The 19482-nt window shown below is 71.2% G+C and carries 17 protein-coding genes; 12 read left to right on the forward strand and 5 right to left on the reverse strand.

Annotation, left to right across the window (positions count from 1 at the left end; genetic code table 11):
* Window positions 1-28: 28 nt before the first annotated feature.
* Window positions 29-1312 carry an SGNH/GDSL hydrolase family protein gene (locus tag J7E96_RS02225; protein WP_215126874.1) on the reverse strand — a complete coding sequence of 428 codons (1284 nt, stop codon included), beginning with the start codon at window positions 1310-1312 and terminating at the stop codon, window positions 29-31.
* 70 nt (window positions 1313-1382) lie between these two features.
* Here J7E96_RS02225 and J7E96_RS02230 point away from each other — a divergent pair, with 70 nt between their 5' ends.
* From J7E96_RS02230 to J7E96_RS02235, 3 genes are all read left to right on the forward strand, one after another.
* On the forward strand, window positions 1383-2015 hold the full coding sequence (locus J7E96_RS02230; RefSeq protein WP_215126875.1) for a TetR/AcrR family transcriptional regulator: 633 nt from the start codon (window positions 1383-1385) through the stop codon (window positions 2013-2015).
* Window positions 2016-2086: 71 nt separating this feature from the next.
* Complete coding sequence (mmpB, locus tag J7E96_RS38065; RefSeq protein ID WP_256096930.1) at window positions 2087-2215, forward strand: morphogenic membrane protein MmpB; 129 nt, start codon at window positions 2087-2089, stop codon at window positions 2213-2215.
* Between the two features lie 423 nt (window positions 2216-2638).
* Complete coding sequence (locus J7E96_RS02235; protein WP_215126876.1) at window positions 2639-3244, forward strand: nucleoside triphosphate pyrophosphatase; 606 nt, start codon at window positions 2639-2641, stop codon at window positions 3242-3244.
* Here the strand turns inward: J7E96_RS02235 and J7E96_RS02240 are convergent.
* Window positions 3225-4736: a PLP-dependent aminotransferase family protein gene (locus tag J7E96_RS02240; protein WP_215126877.1), complete on the reverse strand. Its 1512-nt coding sequence runs from the start codon at window positions 4734-4736 to the stop codon at window positions 3225-3227. The genes J7E96_RS02235 and J7E96_RS02240 overlap by 20 nt on opposite strands.
* 28 nt (window positions 4737-4764) lie before the next feature.
* Between J7E96_RS02240 and J7E96_RS02245 the strand changes: the two genes are divergently transcribed.
* On the forward strand, window positions 4765-5370 hold the full coding sequence (locus J7E96_RS02245) for a LysE family translocator (protein ID WP_215126880.1): 606 nt from the start codon (window positions 4765-4767) through the stop codon (window positions 5368-5370).
* Window positions 5371-5608: 238 nt separating this feature from the next.
* Here J7E96_RS02245 and J7E96_RS02250 read toward each other — a convergent pair whose 3' ends face one another.
* Entirely contained in the window at window positions 5609-6094 is a 486-nt protein-coding gene (locus J7E96_RS02250; protein WP_215126882.1) for a hypothetical protein, read from the reverse strand.
* A gap of 354 nt (window positions 6095-6448) precedes the next feature.
* On the opposite strand from J7E96_RS02250, the gene J7E96_RS02255 reads away from it, so the two are divergent.
* Both J7E96_RS02255 and J7E96_RS02260 read left to right on the forward strand, forming a co-directional pair.
* Entirely contained in the window at window positions 6449-8203 is a 1755-nt protein-coding gene (locus J7E96_RS02255; protein WP_215126883.1) for a biotin carboxylase N-terminal domain-containing protein, read from the forward strand.
* A gap of 246 nt (window positions 8204-8449) precedes the next feature.
* Window positions 8450-9013, forward strand: coding sequence for a TetR/AcrR family transcriptional regulator (locus J7E96_RS02260; RefSeq protein ID WP_215127065.1), 564 nt, complete (start codon window positions 8450-8452; stop codon window positions 9011-9013).
* 18 nt (window positions 9014-9031) lie between these two features.
* On the opposite strand, the gene J7E96_RS02265 is transcribed toward J7E96_RS02260, so the two are convergent.
* On the reverse strand, window positions 9032-10006 hold the full coding sequence (locus tag J7E96_RS02265) for a DeoR/GlpR family DNA-binding transcription regulator (protein ID WP_215126884.1): 975 nt from the start codon (window positions 10004-10006) through the stop codon (window positions 9032-9034).
* 386 nt (window positions 10007-10392) lie between these two features.
* On the opposite strand from J7E96_RS02265, the gene J7E96_RS02270 reads away from it, so the two are divergent.
* Complete coding sequence (locus J7E96_RS02270) at window positions 10393-11043, forward strand: hypothetical protein (RefSeq protein ID WP_215126885.1); 651 nt, start codon at window positions 10393-10395, stop codon at window positions 11041-11043.
* A gap of 165 nt (window positions 11044-11208) precedes the next feature.
* Window positions 11209-13110, forward strand: coding sequence for a hypothetical protein (locus tag J7E96_RS02275; RefSeq protein WP_215126886.1), 1902 nt, complete (start codon window positions 11209-11211; stop codon window positions 13108-13110).
* Between the two features lie 56 nt (window positions 13111-13166).
* Here J7E96_RS02275 and J7E96_RS02280 read toward each other — a convergent pair whose 3' ends face one another.
* Entirely contained in the window at window positions 13167-14606 is a 1440-nt protein-coding gene (locus J7E96_RS02280; RefSeq protein WP_215126887.1) for an NAD(P)H-quinone dehydrogenase, read from the reverse strand.
* 192 nt (window positions 14607-14798) lie between these two features.
* On the opposite strand from J7E96_RS02280, the gene J7E96_RS02285 reads away from it, so the two are divergent.
* The 4 genes from J7E96_RS02285 to J7E96_RS02300 all read left to right on the forward strand — a co-directional run bounded on the left by J7E96_RS02285 (window position 14799) and on the right by J7E96_RS02300 (window position 19344).
* Complete coding sequence (locus tag J7E96_RS02285) at window positions 14799-15236, forward strand: gamma-glutamylcyclotransferase (RefSeq protein WP_215126888.1); 438 nt, start codon at window positions 14799-14801, stop codon at window positions 15234-15236.
* Window positions 15237-15338: 102 nt separating this feature from the next.
* On the forward strand, window positions 15339-16169 hold the full coding sequence (locus J7E96_RS02290) for a purine-nucleoside phosphorylase (protein WP_215126889.1): 831 nt from the start codon (window positions 15339-15341) through the stop codon (window positions 16167-16169).
* Between the two features lie 141 nt (window positions 16170-16310).
* Window positions 16311-17972, forward strand: coding sequence for a phospho-sugar mutase (locus J7E96_RS02295; RefSeq protein ID WP_308295815.1), 1662 nt, complete (start codon window positions 16311-16313; stop codon window positions 17970-17972).
* Window positions 17973-18126: 154 nt separating this feature from the next.
* Entirely contained in the window at window positions 18127-19344 is a 1218-nt protein-coding gene (locus J7E96_RS02300) for a glycosyltransferase family 39 protein (protein WP_215126893.1), read from the forward strand.
* The last annotated feature ends 138 nt before the right edge of the window (window positions 19345-19482 follow it).

The raw sequence follows: 19482 nt of genomic DNA on the forward strand, positions 1-19482 counted from the left end.
CGGGTCCGGCCTTCGGTATGCCGGGTAGCTAGAGGACCTCGGCGACGGTTTTGGCCATCAGCCGGTAGCCCGCGTCGTTGGGGTGCAGGGCGTCCCCGTAGTCGTACGCCGGGTTGAGGCGGTCGGCGTCGGCCGGGTCGGCGAGCGCCTTGTCGAAGTCGGCGTACGCGTCGAACTCGCCCGACGTACGGATCCAGTGATTGACCTCGTCGCTGACCCGCGCCGCGTGCTCGCCCCAGTGGTCGGACCCCTTGAGCGGCAGCAGGGTCGAACCAACGGCCCGCAGCCCCTTGGCGTGAGCGGCGCGGATCAGCTTGCGGTAGCCGGCGATGAGCTCGGCGGAGGAGACGACGGGTGCCGGCTTGTAGGTGGGCTGGTTCTTCGCCTCGCTGAAGCCGATGTCGTTGACGCCTTCGAGTACGACGACGGTGGAGACGCCGGGCTGGTCGAGGGCGTCGCGGCCGAAGCGGGCGGTGGCGCGTTCGCCGTACCAGGCGGAGTCGTTGAGGACGAGGTTGCCGCCGATGCCCTGGTTGACGACGGGGCGGCCGGTGCGCTCGGCGAGGGCGTCGGAGTAACGGCGATCGGTGTTCGGCGTCGAACCGAAACTGTCGGTGATGGAGTCCCCGAAGAGGACGATGCCGTTTTCGTTACGGACCCTTTTGTTACGGACCTCGACGCCGGTCAGGTAGTACCAGGACTGGGTGGTGTCGGTGAAGGCGGCACCGGAGGCGTCGACGCGGTGGTCGCCCTCGGCGCGGTAGGTGTCGGCCCAGGCCTGGGAGTGGAAAGTGGCGGGCCCGGTGGTGCCGGCCAGATAGAGGGTGACGGTGACGGACTCCAGCCGGTCCAGGGGCAGCTGGGCGGCGTCGCTGCGCAGCTCGCCACGGGCGGGGATCTCGACGGACCGCTTGCCGGAGAAGGTGAGGTGGCGGACGCTGCCGGCCTCGACGGCGGCGCCCTTGGCGGTACGGGCGATGGTGGCGCCGGTAACGCTCAGCGGCGAGGTCCCGTAGGCGTTGGAGAGGCGGATACGGGCCTGCTCACCGGCGCCGGTGACGCGGACGACCTGGCGGACGGTCTGGCGGGAGAAGCCCTCCTGGGACCAGTTCGGGGTGAAGCCGGTGCTGGGCAGCTGCGGCGAGGCGCCCCAGGCGGCGGTCCAGCGGGCGGAGGCGGACTGGGCGGAGGGGGACTGGGCGGGGGCGGACTGGGCGGGGGAGGCCGGCTGCGCGGCGCCGAGGAGTCCGAGGGCGAGGGCGGATGCGGCGACGGGTGCGGCGATGCGAGCGATTCGGCGGACGACGCTCATGACAAACCTTTCCCTAATGGGAAGCAAGTTCCGTTAAGCTGCGAGGACCGTAGCAGACTCGGAGCGTCTAATGGAACAGAATTCCCGTTTGGGGCCCTCGTCGACCACGCCGGGGACGGTGCGCCCCGGCGGACGGACCGCCAAGGTCCGCACCGCCGTGCTCGAAGCGACCCAGGAAGCACTGGTGGAGGGGGGCTTCCACGGCCTGAACATGGACCGCGTCGCGGCACAGGCGGGCGTCGGCAAGACGACCGTCTACCGCCGCTGGGGCTCAGCGGCCGGCCTGGTCGCCGACCTGCTGCGCGACATGGCCGAGCAGTCGGTACCCGCCGCCGACACCGGCTCCCTCGACGGAGACCTGCTGGCCAACGCCCGTCTCGTACGGCAGACCCTCACGGATCCGCGCATGGGCCCGGTCTTCCAGGCGGTCATCGCGGCGGCGGCGTGCGACGAGGAGTGCGCGCGTGCGCTGAACGGCTTCTACGCGACGCGCATCCGCGAGTGGTCGCCGTGCGTGGAGCGGGCGGCGGGGCGGGGCGAGGTCCCGGCCGGGACGGACCCGGGCGAGGTGATCCGTGCGGTGTCCGCCCCGCTCTACTACCGCTTCGCGGTGAGCCGGGAACCACTGGCGGAGGCGGACGCGGTGCGGGCGGCGGCGGTGGCGTTCGCTGCGGCGAAGGCGGGATCGTTCACCCGGAATTAGTCCATTGGTACTGGGCCGCCTGAGTACACGTACTCAGGCGCCGAGGCGGTTCCGCCCTCAGGATCGAAGGCATGCTGTGGTCCGACCCGGAGAACGAGCCTCCGAAAGAGCTGCGCGAGACGCAGGCGATGCTCCGGCGCATGGGCGTGCTGCTGGCGCTGGCGATGGTGCTGGCGATGTTCGTACTCGGCATCCACTGACGGCGGCCGGGCCGGGGGTACGCCGGGCCTGCCTGCGGCGCTTTCCCCTACCCGCCCCTTCCCGAAACTGGGGGACACCCCCAGCCCCCGAGCCACCCACCGGAGACGCTCACGTCCTTGCCCCGCCACAACCCGCAGCCGCCGACGGCGCCAAGCCACCCACCGGAGGCGCCCACGCACTCGCCCCCCCTCCAACGGGCGGGCGGGGTGGGGCAGCCGCTCGCCGCAGGCGGGGCCCTCCACCCACCGGCCCGCAGAGCCAAAACCGACGGCCGGGACCAGGGGCTCGCCCCATAGGCCGGCAGCCGCCAACCCCGGCAGGGCTGCTCGCGGCAGGGGCACCGCACACCACCGCAAGCGCCGCAGGCGAAGCCCCCGCCCGCCCGCCCGGCAGGAGTACCGGCGCCTCGTACGATGAACCGCATGACAGATCCGCGCCGCCGCCTCGTCCTCGCCTCCGCCTCCCCCGCCCGCCTCGCGCTCCTGCGCCAGGCCGGGCTCGCTCCCGAGGTGGTCGTCAGTGGCGTCGACGAGGACGCGGTCACCGCCCCCACCCCCGGCGAGCTCGCGCTCGTACTGGCAGAGGCGAAGGCCACTTCCGTCGCCGCCCGCCCCGAGGCCGCCGACGCCCTCGTCATCGGCTGCGACTCCGTACTCGAACTCGACGGACAGGCCCTCGGCAAGCCCACCGACGCCGAGGACGCCACCGCCCGCTGGAAGTCCATGCGGGGCCGCTCCGGCATCCTCCAGACCGGCCACTGCGTGATCGACACCGCCACCGGACGCCGCGCCTCCGCCACCGCGTCCACCACGGTCCGCTTCGGCGAGCCGACAGACGCCGAGATCGCCGCGTACGTCGCTACCGGCGAACCCCTCCACGTCGCCGGCGCCTTCACCCTCGACGGCCGCTCGGCCCCGTTCATCGACGGCATCGACGGCGACCCCGGCAACGTCATCGGCCTGTCGCTGCCCCTGCTGCGCCGCCTCCTCGCCGACCTCGGTACGCCGATCACCGCCCTCTGGGCATGACGGCCAGCGCACTGCCCAGCGTCGCCACGCCCTCCGCGATCCCGCCCGGCGAGGTAGCGGCGTAACCGAGCACAAGACCGGGCCGGCCGGCCCGCTGCCTGTGCCACGACAGCGGCTGCACCTTCACGCCGCGCGCGAGCGCCGCCGCCGCCAACTCGGTGTCGGGGAATCGCGCGCCGGGGAAGGTGATCATCAGGTGCAGCCCCGCCGCCGCACCGTGTACCACCGCCCCCGGAAGGTGCTCCGCGATCGCCGCGATCATCGCGTCCCGGCGCCGCCGGTGCCGCCCGCGCAGCAGGCGCAGGTGGCGTTCCATCTCGCCCGACTCCATCAACCGCGCCAGCACCAGCTGCGGCAGCACCGCGTTGCCGAGGTCCGCGAACCGCTTCGCGTCCACCAGCGCGTCCCGGTACTTCGGCGGCGCCAGCATCCACCCCACCCGCAGCGCGGGCGCGAGCAGCTTGGACACGCTCCCGGCGTAGCAGACCTGCTCCGGGAGCACGGACCGCAGCGCGGGCACCGGCGGCCGGTCGTAGCGATGCTCGGCGTCGTAGTCGTCCTCGACGATCAGGCCACCCTCCCCCGCCCACCGCATCAGCTCCCGGCGCCGTACGCCGCCGAGCACCACCCCGGTCGGAAACTGGTGCGCCGGAGTGAGCAGAACCGCCCGCGCACCGGTGGCGCGCAGTTCGTCGACCCGTACGCCCTCCGCGTCGACCGCGACCGGCGGCGTCTCCAGCCGCCGGTTGTGCAAATGCTGCCGGGCGCCGAGCGAGCCGGGATCCTCCACCGCCATCGCGGAGATCCCGTCGTCCCTGAGCACCTGCGCCAGCAGCGCCAGCCCCTGCGCGGTGCCTGACGTGATGAGGACGTCACCCGCGTCCACCCTGATCCCACGGTTACGGGCGAGCCAGTTCGCCACGGCACGACGCAACCCCAGGGCGCCGCGCGGGTCCCCGTACCCGAGATCGGACGCCGAGAGCTCTTTCAGTACGGCGCGTTCCGCGCGCAGCCACGCCGCTCGCGGGAACGCGGCCAGATCGGGCACACCCGGCGACAGGTCGATGCGGGCCGGTGCGGCGCGCAGCGCGTCGAAGACGTCCGATCCCGGCGGCGTTACGGCGAAAGGCGCCCCAGCAGCGGAAGCCGCAGCTGCAGCACCAGGAGCAGGAACAGGAACAACAGCGACCGGCGCCGCCACCACCACCGTTCCGCCCCGCCCCCGCCCCGCGACATGCCCGTCCTCCGTCAGGCGCTGGTACGCCTCCGTCACCACCCCCCGCGATACGCGCAGCTCTGCGGCGAGCACCCGAGTCGCCGGCAACCGGCTCCCCACCGGAAGGCTGCCGTCGGATATCGCGGCCCTGAGCCTGTCGGCCAGCCAGTCCGACAGCCCGCCGACGGGCGCGTCAGCGATGTTCAGCTGCAGGAAGTCCGACCCGGACGAGGCTGTTATGGACCGGTCGGAGACGTCGCCAATGGACCTGTTCATGAGGCCATTGTGTCGCCAGGGTGAGGGCATGAGCATCGAGTTCTTACTGACTTCGCTGATTGTCGTCGCCACACCCGGCACCGGCGTGCTGTACACCATGGCGGCCGGCCTTTCACGCGGCGCCCGCGCGAGTATCGTCGCCGCGATCGGCTGCACCCTCGGCATCATTCCGCACATGGTGGCGGCGATAACGGGCCTCGCGGCGCTCCTCCACACCAGCGCGACGGCATTCCAGATTCTGAAATACCTGGGCGTCGCCTATCTCCTCTACATGGCGTGGAGCACCCTGCGGGACAAGAACGCCCTGACGGCGGAGAAGGACACCGCACCCCGCTCGGCGACCAAAGTCATCATCTCCGCCATTCTCATCAATATCCTCAACCCGAAACTCACGATCTTCTTCTTCGCGTTCCTGCCGCAGTTCGTGAGCGCGGGCGAGCCGAACGCCCTTTTGCGCATGGCCGAGTTGAGCGCCGTATTCATGCTGCTCACGTTCCTCGTCTTCGCCGCCTACGGGCGGTTCGCCGCCGCGATGCGGCGCCATGTCCTCTCGCGCCCCCGCGTCCTGACGTGGATGCGCAGGGTCTTCGCTGGCGCGTTCGCCGCCCTCGGCGCCCGCCTCGCGTTCCTCTAGCCCTTCGAGCGATCCCGAAAGCAGACCTGCTGTATTTACAGCACGCGGACGACATCTGGCATGACTTCCACTCGCCGCGGGAGAAATTCCCGGGAGGGCCGCAAATCGACCCAGCACCGCCGCGCCTCCAAATCCCTCCTCCGGCGGTTCAGGAAAGGAAAGTCGCTCCCCCGGATTCATCCACAGATCGACGCATGCAATGCCGTCTCACTCGCATTCGCGATGCACGCGTCAGCCGTCAGACCGTCACCGGAGTCCCGCTCTCCGGCCCGGCCGGCGGAGTGTCCGAAGCGCCGGCGGAGCCGGGAACGCCACCCCGCTCGTCCCGCTTCCCGTACGCGATGACCGAGAGCACGACGAGGCCGAACGTGACCATCATCGCCACGAACGCCGCCCAGCCGACCAGCCCGACGCACAGCGCACCAAGCACCCCGTGCACCACCGCGCACGCGATCAGCAGGATCCGGCCGAGGCGGCCCGGCGGCCGGTCCGAGACCGCCGCGCGCAGCAGGAGGACGCCGCACGCCACCAGGTAGAGGCCGAAGCCGCCGCCCATCAGATACGTCGACGTGGACATCACGTCGGAGTCCAGGCCTGCCAGGGACATCGACTGGCTGTTGACGACCTTGCCGAGGATCCAGTGCACGAACACGATCCCGACGGCTTCGACGAACAGCAAGGCCGCAGCCACGGCAGCTATCGGTCTGCGCGCCACGGCGCCCACCCTCTTCCGGCTGTTACCCCTAGTACGTACGCGACGCCCCAAACGCTACTAACGGGTAATCGTCCGTACAAGGGGTCGGGCCCCGCCGGTCCCGCGGCAAAGAATCAACCGCCCGTTCGTGGAGACTCGACAAAGAAAGCCCTCCCGCGACTGGCCGCCCGGACAGAGACCTGCGCCACACCCGAGGGCTACTGTGCGGTGGAGGAACCCGTCGTACCGTGGTGCGACAAGGGAATTCGCGACGCGCGCGAGCCTCGCATCACGCTCCGTGTGGGCAAGCTCACTATTGGGGATGGGTCGTAGGGCCGTGTCGGCAGTCCCTAAACTCAGCTTGTTTCAAGGAGGGAGCCAATCGTGCGCAAGGTGCTCATCGCCAACCGAGGCGAAATCGCTGTCCGCGTTGCTCGGGCCTGCCGGGATGCCGGAATCGCGAGCGTAGCCGTCTACGCCGATCCGGACCGGGACGCTCTGCATGTCCGTGCGGCCGACGAGGCGTTCGCTCTGGGCGGTGACACCCCGGCCGCCAGCTACCTGGACATGGCCAAGGTGCTCCAGGCCGCCAAGGATTCGGGAGCTGACGCGGTTCACCCCGGGTACGGCTTCCTGTCCGAGAACGCCGAGTTCGCCCAGGCCGTGATCGACGCCGGTCTGACCTGGATCGGCCCGCCGCCGCAGGCCATCCGTGACCTCGGCGACAAGGTGGCGGCCCGGCACATCGCGCAGCGCGCGGGTGCCCCGCTCGTCGCCGGTACGCCGGACCCGGTCTCGGGCGCCGACGAGGTCGTCGCGTTCGCCGAGCAGAACGGTCTGCCGATCGCCATCAAGGCGGCGTTCGGCGGTGGCGGCCGCGGTCTGAAGGTCGCCCGTACGCTCGAAGAGGTCCCGGAGCTGTACGACTCCGCCGTCCGCGAGGCCGTCGCCGCCTTCGGGCGCGGCGAGTGCTTCGTCGAGCGCTACCTCGACAAGCCGCGCCACGTCGAGACGCAGTGCCTGGCCGACGCCCACGGCAACGTCGTGGTCGTCTCCACCCGTGACTGCTCGCTCCAGCGCCGCCACCAGAAGCTGGTGGAGGAGGCGCCCGCGCCGTTCCTGAGCGAGGCCCAGAACGCGGAGCTGTACCGCGCGTCGAAGGCCATCCTCAAGGAGGCCGGTTACGTCGGCGCCGGCACCGTCGAGTTCCTCGTCGGCGTGGACGGCACGATCTCCTTCCTGGAGGTCAACACCCGCCTCCAGGTCGAGCACCCGGTCTCCGAAGAGGTCACCGGCATCGACCTGGTCCGCGAGATGTTCCGGATCGCCGACGGCGAAAAGCTCGGTTACGACGACCCGGCCGTGCGCGGGCACTCCATCGAGTTCCGCATCAACGGCGAGGACCCGGGCCGCGGCTTCCTGCCGGCCCCCGGCACGGTGACCGCCTTTGCGCCGCCGTCCGGCCCCGGTGTCCGCCTGGACGCGGGTGTCGAGACCGGGGCGGTCATCGGCCCGGCCTGGGACTCGCTCCTCGCCAAGCTGATCGTCACCGGCGCCACCCGCGAGCAGGCGCTCCAGCGCGCCGCCCGCGCGCTCGCGGAGTTCAACGTCGAGGGCATGGCCACGGCCATCCCCTTCCACCGCGCGGTCGTGGCGGACCCGGCGTTCACGTCCAGCCCCTTCACGATCCACACCCGGTGGATCGAGACGGAATTCGTCAACGAGATCCCGGCCTTCACCGTGCCGGGCGCGGACGCGGACGAGGACGAGGCCGGTCGCGAGACCATCGTCGTCGAGGTCGGCGGCAAGCGCCTGGAAGTCTCGCTGCCGTCCTCGCTGGGCATGACCCTGGCCCGCACCGGCCTGGCCGCGGGCGCCAAGCCCAAGCGCCGGGCCGCGAAGAAGTCCGGCCCGGCCGCCTCCGGTGACACCCTCGCCTCGCCCATGCAGGGCACGATCGTCAAGATCGCGGTCGAGGAGGGCCAGGAGGTCAATGAGGGCGACCTCGTCGTCGTACTGGAGGCCATGAAGATGGAGCAGCCGCTGAACGCGCACCGCTCCGGCACCGTCAAGGGCCTGGTCGCCGAAGTCGGCGCGTCCGTCACCTCCGGCGCCACGATCTGCGAGATCAAGGACTGACGCACAGCCGTACGTGACTGAGGGCCCCGCCGAAACCGGCGGGGCCCTCAGCTCGCAATGGCATCCTGGAGACCGGAGCAGGAGAAGGGCAAGCCCATGGCGACGACCAGACCACAGCCGCCGGAGGCGCTGAAACCACCGGCGCCAGAGCCGGAGTCCCAGCCGCCCTCGGCGTCCCACCCGACGCCCCAGCCGGCGCCCGCCCCCGGGCCGCAGCCCCCACCCGCGTCAGCGGCCGCGCGGCCCATGCGCGCCGATGCCCGCCGGAATTACGAGCGCGTGCTGGCCGAGGCCCGCCGCGCCTTCGCCGAGCACGGCACCGATGCCTCGCTCGAAGACGTCGCGCGCCGCGCCGGCGTGGGGATCGGCACGCTCTACCGGCACTTCCCCACCCGGCACGCACTCATGAGCGCCGTCTTCCAGGGCGCCGTGGACGAACTCCTCGCGCACTCTCGCGAGCTCGCCGACAGCGAGGCGCCCTGCTCTGCGCTCGTCACCTGGCTGCGTGACATCGTCACCCATGCGGGTGAGTACCGAGGTCTCGCCCGCGAGCTCATGTCGGCCTCGCGCGACGAGAGTTCGGCCCTGGCGCGATGCAGTACGCCGATGAAGGCGGCCGGTGAGCGGCTGCTCGTACGGGCTCAGGAGAGCGGCGCCGTCAGGCCCGACGTATCGATCGGTGACCTGATGCAGCTGACCAACGCCATCGCGCTGGCCGCCGAACAGGCGCCGGACGACCCGGAGTTGGCCGACCGCCTGCTGACGCTGACGCTGAAGGGCCTGCGGGCGGAGAAGGAAGCGGCGACGTAACCTCGCCGTTTCGGCTCTTCAGCGGCGGCGCAGATCGGCGACGCGCGCCCGTTCACGCTCGGCGGGGCCCGACTGCTGCTCCGCCAGAGGTCCGGCGCTGCGCAGTTGCGCACCGGGCCCGCCCGGGTGCGTACGCCGCTGGCCCGGCAGGGGCATGTCCCGGCGGGGCTGGCGCCCCGGCGGGACGCCGTCGCCCCCGGCGCCGGCGGCTCCCGGCCCCGCGACGGCGATCTGCACTCCCTGATCGGCCAGGGCCTGCAGTTCGGTGGCCGCACGGTCGTCGTGGGGCGGCGGCTCGTCGGTGACGAGGCGCGTGATCACGTCGGTGGGCACCGTCTGGAACATGGTGTCGGTGCCGAGCTTGGTGTGGTCCGCCAGGACCACCACCTCGGCGGCGGCCTGCACCAGCGCCCGGTCGACGCTCGCCGACAGCATGTTGGAGGTCGACAGGCCGCGCTCCGCGGTCAGCCCGCTACCGGAGAGGAAGGCCCGGGAGACCCGCAGCCCCTGGAGGGACTGCTCGGCCCCGCTGCCGACGAGTGCGTAGTTCGAACCACGCAGCGTGCCGCCGGTCATGACGACCTCGACGCGGTTGGCGTGCGCCAGCGCCTGGGCCACCAGCAGGGAGTTGGTGACGACGGTCAGCCCGGGAACCCGGGCGAGCCGTCTGGCCAGCTCCTGCGTGGTCGTCCCGGCGCCGACGACGATGGCTTCGCCCTCTTCGACGAGTCCCGCGGCGAGGTCGGCGATGGCCGTCTTCTCCGCGGTCGCGAGATGGGATTTCTGCGGAAAGCCGGACTCCCGCGTGAAACCGCCCGGCAGTACCGCACCGCCGTGCCGGCGGTCGAGGAGTCCTTCTGCCTCCAGTGCCCGCACGTCCCGCCGTACGGTCACTTCGGAGGTCTGGACGACGCGGGCGAGCTCACGGAGCGATACAGCCCCGTTGGCACGCACCATTTCGAGGATCAATTGGCGACGTTCTGCAGCGAACACGAAACTGACAGTAACCCCAGCGACCGATAGTTTTCAGCAGTTTGCGCCGAATAGCAGAAGTTGCCCACAGGTGAGGACAGTTTGTGATAGTTGCCGCTTCGGGCAGACTGCCACGCAGCTGATGGTGGATCAAACTCCGCTTGCGGCACAGTGGGTGAAGGTCTACGGTCTTCGCCTACCTGAAACTTCATATGATCCTGGACTTCCAGTGCACCAGGGTTACCGGCCGGAGGCATTGCCGCCTCCCCCCGTCAACTCACCCCGCGCTCACCGCGCTTCCGGCGTTCCACTCCGGACCGCGTTGCTCCGCCCGGGGGTGCCAAGTCGGACAGGACCTGCCCGGCACGGGCGCTGCGCGCTCTCGTGCCACCGGAGGTCACACCACCATGCACGGCGCCTTACCTTCCCGAGCCACTGAGCCGGGCCCCCGCGCGTTCTGCGACGAGTCGCTGCGCTGCCGCGCCGACGGCGCCGGGATCTACATGCTGGCAGCCGTCCTGCTGTCGCCCCATCGGGTGCAGCACGCCCGGGACACCATGGCGTCCCTGCTGCTCAGGGGGCAGCGCAAACTGCACTGGCGCGACGAGTCCGCCCGGCGGCGACTGCTGCTCACCCGCCGCACGTCGTCGGTCGAGCCCGAGATCGTGATCGCCACGTGGTGCCGGATGGACAACGCCCACCAGGAGCGCGCCCGCGGCAAGGCGATGCAGTCGCTGCTGACCGCACTGGCCGAGCGCGGCGTCACCGAGGTGGTCTTCGAGTCCAGAGGCCCCGTACGGGACAAGGGAGACCTCAAGGGGCTGACCGGGCTGCGCCGCGCGGGAGTCCTGCCGGCGGACCTGCGCGTAGAGCACGCCGCCGGCCCCGTGGAGCACGCCCTGTGGGCCGCCGATGTCGTCGCGGGAGCCTTCGGCGCCGCGCTCGACGGCCGCGCCGGCTACTGGGACGACCTGGCCAGCGCCGCCAAGGCGACCGTGCTGACCTGCGGCCGGTGCTCCCTGTCCCACGGGCCCGCCGCCGCCCGCGGCGATTCGTAGCCAACCCAGCCAACCCGGCCAACCCAGACAACCCAGCCAAGACAACGCGAAGGCCAGGTGTCCGTCGTCCGGCGGATGACCTGGCCCCACTTCCGGGCCCTCGTGGGTCCGGCTCATTCACTGTGCCCGCCCAGGGGCACACGGTCAAGCGGAGGCTTACCACTTATGGGTGAAATGGAAATAGAGAAGGACATTACGGAAGGCGACTACCGGGACCGGGTGGAGGTGCTGCGCGAGCGCGTCGCGCATCTCGTCGTCCGCGACCGCAGGTCCGTCGAGAGTGCGGCCGAGCGCCTGGTACAGGACGCCGATGTCGAGATCGGGCATACGGAGGAGACCGCGGCCGAACTGCTCGCCACCGTGGTCGATCCGCGCGGTGTACGAGCGGCCCACATCAGGCAGCAGCGCGTGCGCGGCAACCGGACGCTCCATCTGCTCCGTACCACCGTCTGGACACCCCTGCTGCTCGTCGACGCGACGAACGGCAGGTTCGTCGTCGGCCAGACCTACCTCTCCGACCCCAAGGTCGGCGCGGCGGGTTCGCCCCATCTCGCGCTGCCGGCCCCTGAGTCACCTCCCGGCCTGCCCTCTCTGGTCTACCGGGGCTCGCGCGCGGCCGTCGCCGGCGCGCTGGACAGCAACGCGGCATTCGTGCTCCGGCACAACAGCTGGGTGGACGACATCGGATCCAATGGTGTGCTCATGCCCTTGCTCGCCGGACACGTGGAATTCCGCTTCTCGGACGGTACGCCGCGCCAGGCCGTGGGGGTCGTCGACGGCACCTCGCGCACCGCGTCCGCCCACAAGATCCTCGGGCTGACGGAATCCACGATCCTCACCATGGACCCCACCTCGCAGCGGCGCTGGCTCAGCAAGCTGATGCGCGACCTGAGCAAGGTCGCGGAGAAGCTGTCCAAGAACGAGGAGATGCGGCTGGACGATCTGTTCCACGCCGAGAGGCAGATCAACGCCCTTACCGCCGAAGCCGACCTGATCGTCGGCTGGGGCTGGAGCGAACAGGCCACACCACAGCAACGCACCGGAAAGGCGAGCTACGTCAGCACGCTGAACCTGGCGCTGGGAGCGCAGAACATCGAGCCGAAGGCGTTCTCGGAGGAGGCGCAGCGGACTCTCCTGGCGGAGCGCGCGGTCAACACCCTGGCCGACTACGGCCTGCTGGAGCCGGACAGCCTCGTCTTCGCACTGGGCCGCGAAGATCTCACCGACGTCGCGAAGAGAATCGGCCTCAGCACGCACCGGGACGAACGGTGCGCCTGGCTGATCCGGCTGATGACCACCCCGTCGAAGGAGAAGCGACGGGTGATCAATGAAGTGCTGGGAGCCAAGTCCTTCTCCGCGAAGGGGCGTTCACCGTACGTATTCGAACTCGCACTGCGCTCCTTCTCCGGTCAGGACAGCCACCTGCTGAGCGGCGCCCGTAACGCGGCGGTGCACGCCCTGTGGACTCGCGTGGGACAGGACTGGGACGTGGTGCCGCGTCCGGAGGACGAGGATCTGGACCAACTGGAACGGGATGCGCTGGCCGAGGTGGACAGCGGTGAGAGCGGCCCGCGCTGCTGCGAGGTAGCCGCCAGGGCGGTCGTACCACTGCTGGCGCTCGGCGGTCTGGGCGTGGACCGGGGATCGGCGGCCTACCGCGGGCACGCGTCGACGGTGGTCGACAAGATGATCACCAACGCGTGGGGGATCAAGCAGCTCATGGCCACCGTCCGGGCCTCCCGGCAGCCGCAGCCCGGGTTTCCCCGGCTGGACGAGGACGGCCGGACGGCCGACGACAGCGGTACGCCCAATACGCCGGCGGCCAACAACGACTGGCTGCGCCAGCGCGTCCTCATGAAGCCGACGAGCACTCCGGCTTCCGAGGCGGAGGCGGCCCGGCAGCGCATGACCACGGGGCTGGCGGAAGCGCGGGCCGGCTTCGACGACTACCGCGAACTGATGGATCCCCCGTACCAGTCCCTGGACGGCGACGACTGGCAGATGGCCGCGAAGAGCGCCCGGACGCTTTCGAAGGACCTTCACCTCTATGTGGTCAGCGACGACTGACCGCGCGGGCACGAGGACGCGGGATGCCGGGGCGACGCGACGCGCGTCCCCCGGCCCTACGCCTCGGCGGACGTCTTGCGGGTGTGCAGTTGCCGTGCGACCTCGGCGATCGAACCCGACAGGGACGGGTAGACCGTGAACGCGTTCGCGATCTGTTCCACGGTCAGGTTGTTGTCGACCGCGATCGAAATCGGGTGGATCAGCTCGCTCGCGTGCGGCGATACGACGCAGCCGCCGACCACGATGCCCGTACCGGGGCGGCAGAAGATCTTGACGAAGCCGTCGCGGATGCCCTGCATCTTGGCGCGCGGGTTGCGCAGCAGCGGCAGCTTCACGACGCGGGCCTCGATCTTGCCCGAGTCCACGTCCGACTGGCTGTAGCCGACCGTCGCGATCTCGGGGTCGGTGAAGACGTTCGCCGAGACGGTCTTGAGGTTGAGCGGAGTCACCGCGTCGCCGAGGAAGTGGTACATCGCGATCCGGCCCTGCATGGCCGCGACCGACGCGAGCGCGAAGACGCCGGTGACGTCGCCGGCCGCGTACACGCCCGGCGCGCTGGTGCGCGAAACCCGGTCGGTCAGGATGTGGCCCGAGTCCTTCAGCCGGACCCCGGCCTCCTCCAGGCCCATGTCCGCGCTGTTCGGGATGGCGCCGACGGCCATCAGGCAGTGCGTACCGCTGATGACACGCCCGTCGGAAAGGGTCACTTCCACGCGGTCGCCGACCCGCTTGGCGGACTCGGCGCGCGAGCGGGCCATGACGTTCATGCCGCGGCGCCGGAAGACGTCTTCGAGGACGGCGGCGGCGTCCGGGTCTTCACCCGGCAGCACACGGTCGCGCGACGACACGAGGGTGACGCGCGAGCCGAGCGCCTGGTACGCGCCGGCGAACTCCGCGCCCGTGACACCGGAGCCGACCACGATGAGCTCCTCGGGGAGCTCGTCCAGGTCGTACACCTGTGTCCAGTTCAGGATCCGCTCGCCGTCCGGGAGCGCGTCGGGGATCTCGCGCGGGTGCCCGCCCGTCGCGATCAGTACGGCGTCGGCGGTGAGGCGCTCCTCATTGCCGTCGCTGTACGTGACGACGACCGTGCGGGAGCCGTCGGAGCCCTGCTGGCCCTCGATACGGCCCCGGCCGCGCAGCACGCGCGCGCCCGCACGCGTGACGGACGCGGTGATGTCGTGGGACTGCGCGAGCGCGAGGCGCTTCACACGGCGGTTGACCTTGCCGAGGTCCACACCGACCACGCGGGCGGCCTGCTCCACGTGCGGCGTGTCGTCGGCGACGATGATGCCCAACTCCTCGTACGAAGAGTCGAAGGTCGTCATCACCTCGGCCGTTGCGATCAGAGTCTTCGACGGTACGCAGTCGGTGAGCACCGACGCCCCGCCCAGACCGTCGCTGTCGACTACCGTCACCTCCGCGCCGAGCTGGGCGCCCACCAGGGCCGCCTCGTATCCGCCGGGTCCGCCACCGATGATCACGATCCGGGTCACGAAAAAGTCCGCCTCGCATTGTCAATCCCGGCCCGCCTGCCCGCTCGGCCGGGGATCCGGGGATCGCCCGGGGGGAATGCAGTACGTACTCCATTGTCCCGCACGCTTCAAGGTGCTTCGCCCCGGGGCCTCCATCCGGCCGCGACGCTTCACAGCCACCGCTGCTCCACCCCCTCCCGTACCCTCGACCACATGTCGCTCTACGCCGCGTACGCCGGCAACCTCGACGCGCGGCTGATGACGCGCCGCGCACCGCACTCACCGCTGCGCGGGACCGGCTGGCTCAACGGCTGGCGGCTGACCTTCGGCGGCGAGTCGATGGGCTGGGAGGGCGCGCTCGCCACCATCGTGGAAGCGCCGCGCTCACAGGTCTTCGTCGCGCTGTACGACATCGCTCCGATGGACGAGGACTCCATGGACCGGTGGGAGGGTGTCGGACTCGACATCTACCGCCGGATGCGGGTGCGCGTACACACGCTGGAGGGCGAGGAGCCGACCTGGGTGTACGTCCTGAACGGGTACGAGGGCGGGCTCCCTTCCGCCCGCTACCTGGGGGAACTCGCCGACGCGGCGGAGTCGGCGGGCGCGCCGCACGACTACGTCATGGAGCTGCGCAAGCGCCCCTGCTGAGGGGTGTGAGCCTGCCTTCGTCGGATCCGACAAGGCAACGATCGCAACACCGTCGGCAGTGACATCTACGCGCGTAGGGCGAGACCGGTTACCCTCGTCGGCGTGAACGCATCTGTTACCTCTGACCCCACCGACGGCTTCGCCGACCCCCACGCGGCAGCCGACGCCGCCGCCGCCCGCCTGCGCGAGCTGACCGGAGCCGAGACCCACGACGTCGCCCTCGTGATGGGGTCGGGCTGGGTGCCGGCCGCCGAAGCGCTGGGCGCGCCCGAGCACGAGTTCGCCGTCACCGAGCTGCCCGGCTTCCCGCCGCCGGCCGTCGCCGGACACGCGGGCACGGTCCGCTCGTACAAGATCGGCGACAAGCGCGCGCTGGTCTTCCTCGGCCGTACGCACTACTACGAGGGCCGCGGTGTAGCCGCCGTCTCGCACGGCGTCCGTACCGCCGTCGCCGCCGGCTGCAAGACCATCGTCCTGACGAACGGCTGCGGCGGCCTGCGTCCGGGCATGCGTCCCGGCCAGCCGGTCCTGATCAGCGACCACATCAACCTGACGGCCACCTCGCCGATCATCGGCGCGAACTTCGTGGACCTGACGGACCTGTACTCGCCGCGGCTGCGCGCGCTGTGCAAGGAGGTGGACGCCACCCTTGAGGAGGGCGTGTACGTCCAGTTCCCCGGCCCGCACTACGAGACGCCCGCCGAGATCAACATGGTCCGCGTGATGGGCGGCGACCTCGTCGGCATGTCCACGGTCCTGGAGGCCATCGCCGCGCGCGAGGCGGGTGCGGAGGTGCTCGGCATCTCGCTGGTCACCAACCTGGCCGCGGGCCTGACGGGCGAACCCCTGAACCACGAGGAAGTCCTCCAGGCCGGCCGCGACTCGGCGACCCGGATGGGCGCACTCCTGGCCCAGGTCCTGGAACGCATCTGACGCTTCGCCCTGCCGGGCGGCCTGTCCTCAAACGCCGGACGGCCTGAAGCCGCCGGGGGTGGCTGGATGGTGCCGCTGGGCGGGGAACAAGCTTGCCGCAGGCGAATCGCAACGCACCACACACGAGAGGTGGACCACATCGTGCAGCAGGAGCAGGAGCTCATCGCCCGGGCGCAGGCCTGGCTGGCCGAAGACCCGGACAGCGAGACCCGCGACGAGCTCGCCAAGCTCATCGACGCCGAGGCCGTGGACGAGATCGCCGCGCGCTTCGCCGGCACCCTCCAGTTCGGCACGGCCGGCCTCCGCGGAGAACTCGGCGCGGGCCCCATGCGCATGAACCGCGCCGTGGTCATCCGCGCCGCCGCCGGCCTCGCCGCGTACCTGACGGCCAAGGGCCAGACCGACGGCCTCGTCGTGATCGGCTACGACGCCCGCCACAAGAGCGCCGACTTCGCCCGCGACACCGCCGCCGTCATGACCGGCGCCGGCCTGCGCGCCGCCCTCCTGCCCCGCCCGCTGCCCACCCCCGTACTGGCCTTCGCCATAAGGCACCTGGGCGCCGTCGCCGGCGTCGAGGTCACCGCGAGCCACAACCCGCCCCGCGACAACGGCTACAAGGTCTACCTCGGCGACGGCTCGCAGATCGTGCCCCCGGCCGACGCCGAGATCGCCGCCGGGATCGACGCCGTACGGTCACTCGCCGACGTACCGCGCCCCGACACCGGCTGGTTCACCCTCAACGAGGAGGTCCTGGAGGCCTATCTCGCCCGTACGGACGAGGTCCTGACCGCCGGGTCCCCCCGCACCGCCCGCGTCGTCTACACGGCCATGCACGGCGTCGGCAAGGAGGTCCTGACGGCCGCATTCGCCCGTGCCGGATTCCCCGAGCCCGTGCTCGTCGCCGAGCAGGCCGAGCCGGACCCGGACTTCCCCACGGTCGCCTTCCCCAACCCGGAGGAGCCGGGGGCCATGGACCTGTCCTTCGCCACCGCCCGCCGCATGCAGCCCGAGCAGCCGGACCTGATCGTCGCGAACGACCCGGACGCGGACCGCTGCGCCGTCGCCGTGCCCGTACCCGGCACCGACGAGTGGCGGATGCTGCGCGGCGACGAGGTCGGCGCGCTGCTCGCCGCCCACCTGGTCCGCAACGGAGCGAGCGGCACCTTCGCCGAGTCCATCGTGTCGTCGTCCCTCCTCGGCCGGATCGCCGCCGCCGCCGGTCTGCCGTACGAGGAGACCCTGACCGGCTTCAAGTGGATCGCCCGCGTCGACGGCCTGCGCTACGGCTACGAAGAGGCGCTCGGCTACTGCGTCGACCCCGAGGGCGTACGCGACAAGGACGGCATCACGGCGGCGCTCCTCATCACCGAGCTCGCCTCCGTCCTGAAGTCCGAGGGCCGCACGCTCCTCGACCTCCTCGACGACCTCGCCGTAGAGCACGGCCTGCACGCCACCGACCAGCTGTCGGTCCGCGTCGAGGACCTGACGGTGATCGCCGACGCGATGGCCCGCCTGCGCGCCCAGCCGCCCACCACGCTCGCGGGCCTGACCGTCACCTCCGCCGAGGACCTGACACGCGGCACCGACAAGCTGCCGCCCACCGACGGCCTGCGCTACTACCTGGACGGCGAGGTGAAGGCCCGAGTGATCGTCCGCCCGAGCGGCACCGAGCCGAAGCTCAAGTGCTACCTGGAGGCCGTAGTCCCGGTCGCCGGCGCGAACGAGCTCTCAACCGCGAAGGAGCGGGCCGAGGCCATCCTCGCCACCATCAAGCGCGACCTGTCGGCGGCGGCCGGCATCTGAATCACCCAGCGCCGGGCGGTCGGTTCCCTGCCCGGGACCGACCGCCCGGACGAGTGGTTTCCGTACGGCAGGTGACGCAGCGCCCCATGCCCTCTCCTGAGCACGCGAGGAAGGGTGACCCGGTATCCCCTGCCGAGTCCCAGGAGCTGCCGCCTTGCCCCCGACCGCACCCACGGTGACCCCCCGGCCCCACAGAGCCGACCCAGCCGCGAGACGCCCGTACGACGGGACGCGGGACCGGCTCGCGACGCTCACGAAGTCCCTGCGGCGTGCCGCGCCCGCCCTGGCCGGGTACGTCGCCGTACGCGTCCTGGGTGTGCTGGTTCTCGGGCACTGGGCCCACCTGAAGGGCCACGGCCTGTGGCCCGCTCTCGCCACCTCCTGGGACTCGCGCTGGTACCTGGAGATCGCCGACAGCGGGTACGACTCCACCCTCGGCACCGCCCACAACAGCAACAACCTGGCGTTCTTCCCTCTCTACCCGGTGCTGATCAAGGCCGTCGCGGTCATCACCCCGGGCTCGCGCGCCAGCGTCGGCGTACTCCTCGCCGTAGCCTTCTCACTCCTCGCGGTGTGGGGCATCTTCGCGGTCGGCGACAGGCTGTACGGGCGCCGCGTCGGCACCCTGCTGGCCGTCCTGTGGGGCTGCATGCCGGTCGCGGTCGTCCAGTGGATGGGCTACACGGAGTCGCTGTTCACGGCACTGACGGCCTGGTCGCTGTACGCCGTCCTCGCCGGCCGCTGGCTGTGGGCGGGCTCCCTCGCCACGCTCGCCGGCCTGACCCGCCCCACCGGCATCGCGGTCGCCGCGGCCGTCTCGATGGCGGCGGCGGTGGCACTGTGGCGGTCCTGGCGGGGCGGGAGGGGGCTGCGGCCCGCCGTGCTCGCCGCCGGGCTGATCGCGCCGCTGGGATGGTTCGGTTACGTCGCCTGGGTGGGCCTGCGCCTCGGCCGCTGGGACGGCTACCTCGCCGTACAGAAGCTGTGGCTCAACGAGTGGGACGGCGGGGCCGACACGCTGCGCGAGATGCGGCGCTTCCTGCTCTACCAGTCGAAGCCGCACCTGTTCCTGGTGGTGGTGACGCTGGTGCTGTTCCTGTCCGTAGCCCTGTTCCTCCTCTGCGCCGCCGAGCGCCTGCCGCTCCCCCTTCTGGTGTTCACCGGCGTACTGCTGCTGGTCGTCCTGGGCAGCGGCGGCGTCTACTTCCCGCGCGCCCGCTTCCTGATCCCGGGCTTCCCGCTGCTGCTGCCGCTCGCGCTGGCGGTGGGGCGGGCCCGGCGGCTCACCGGAGCGCTGGTCATGGGCGCAGCGGCGCTCGCCTCGGTGTGGTTCGGGGCGTACATGCAACTGATCTGGCCGGGCCCGCCCTAAGCCCCGACCCCGCCGAACGAGCCACGGTGCCAGGAGAGGACGGAGCCGGGCGCTCCCCCTCACAGTCCACGGTGCCAGGAGGGGACGTGGCGGGGCGCTCCCCGCAGGGCGTTGAACGCAACCACCCCGACGAAACAA

Source organism: Streptomyces sp. ISL-96 (assembly GCF_018614035.1).
Taxonomy (GTDB): Bacteria; Actinomycetota; Actinomycetes; order Streptomycetales; family Streptomycetaceae; genus Streptomyces.

Coding starts and splice junctions, on each gene's coding strand:
- mmpB (WP_256096930.1), top strand. CDS start 2,087: ATGCTGTGGTCCGACCCGGAGAACGAGCCTCCGAAAGAGCTGCGCGAG.
- J7E96_RS02230 (WP_215126875.1), top strand. CDS start 1,383: ATGGAACAGAATTCCCGTTTGGGGCCCTCGTCGACCACGCCGGGGACG.
- J7E96_RS02275 (WP_215126886.1), top strand. CDS start 11,209: ATGGGTGAAATGGAAATAGAGAAGGACATTACGGAAGGCGACTACCGG.
- J7E96_RS02270 (WP_215126885.1), top strand. CDS start 10,393: ATGCACGGCGCCTTACCTTCCCGAGCCACTGAGCCGGGCCCCCGCGCG.
- J7E96_RS02285 (WP_215126888.1), top strand. CDS start 14,799: ATGTCGCTCTACGCCGCGTACGCCGGCAACCTCGACGCGCGGCTGATG.
- J7E96_RS02240 (WP_215126877.1), bottom strand. CDS start 4,736: ATGAACAGGTCCATTGGCGACGTCTCCGACCGGTCCATAACAGCCTCG.
- J7E96_RS02235 (WP_215126876.1), top strand. CDS start 2,639: ATGACAGATCCGCGCCGCCGCCTCGTCCTCGCCTCCGCCTCCCCCGCC.
- J7E96_RS02225 (WP_215126874.1), bottom strand. CDS start 1,312: ATGAGCGTCGTCCGCCGAATCGCTCGCATCGCCGCACCCGTCGCCGCA.
- J7E96_RS02260 (WP_215127065.1), top strand. CDS start 8,450: ATGCGCGCCGATGCCCGCCGGAATTACGAGCGCGTGCTGGCCGAGGCC.
- J7E96_RS02245 (WP_215126880.1), top strand. CDS start 4,765: ATGAGCATCGAGTTCTTACTGACTTCGCTGATTGTCGTCGCCACACCC.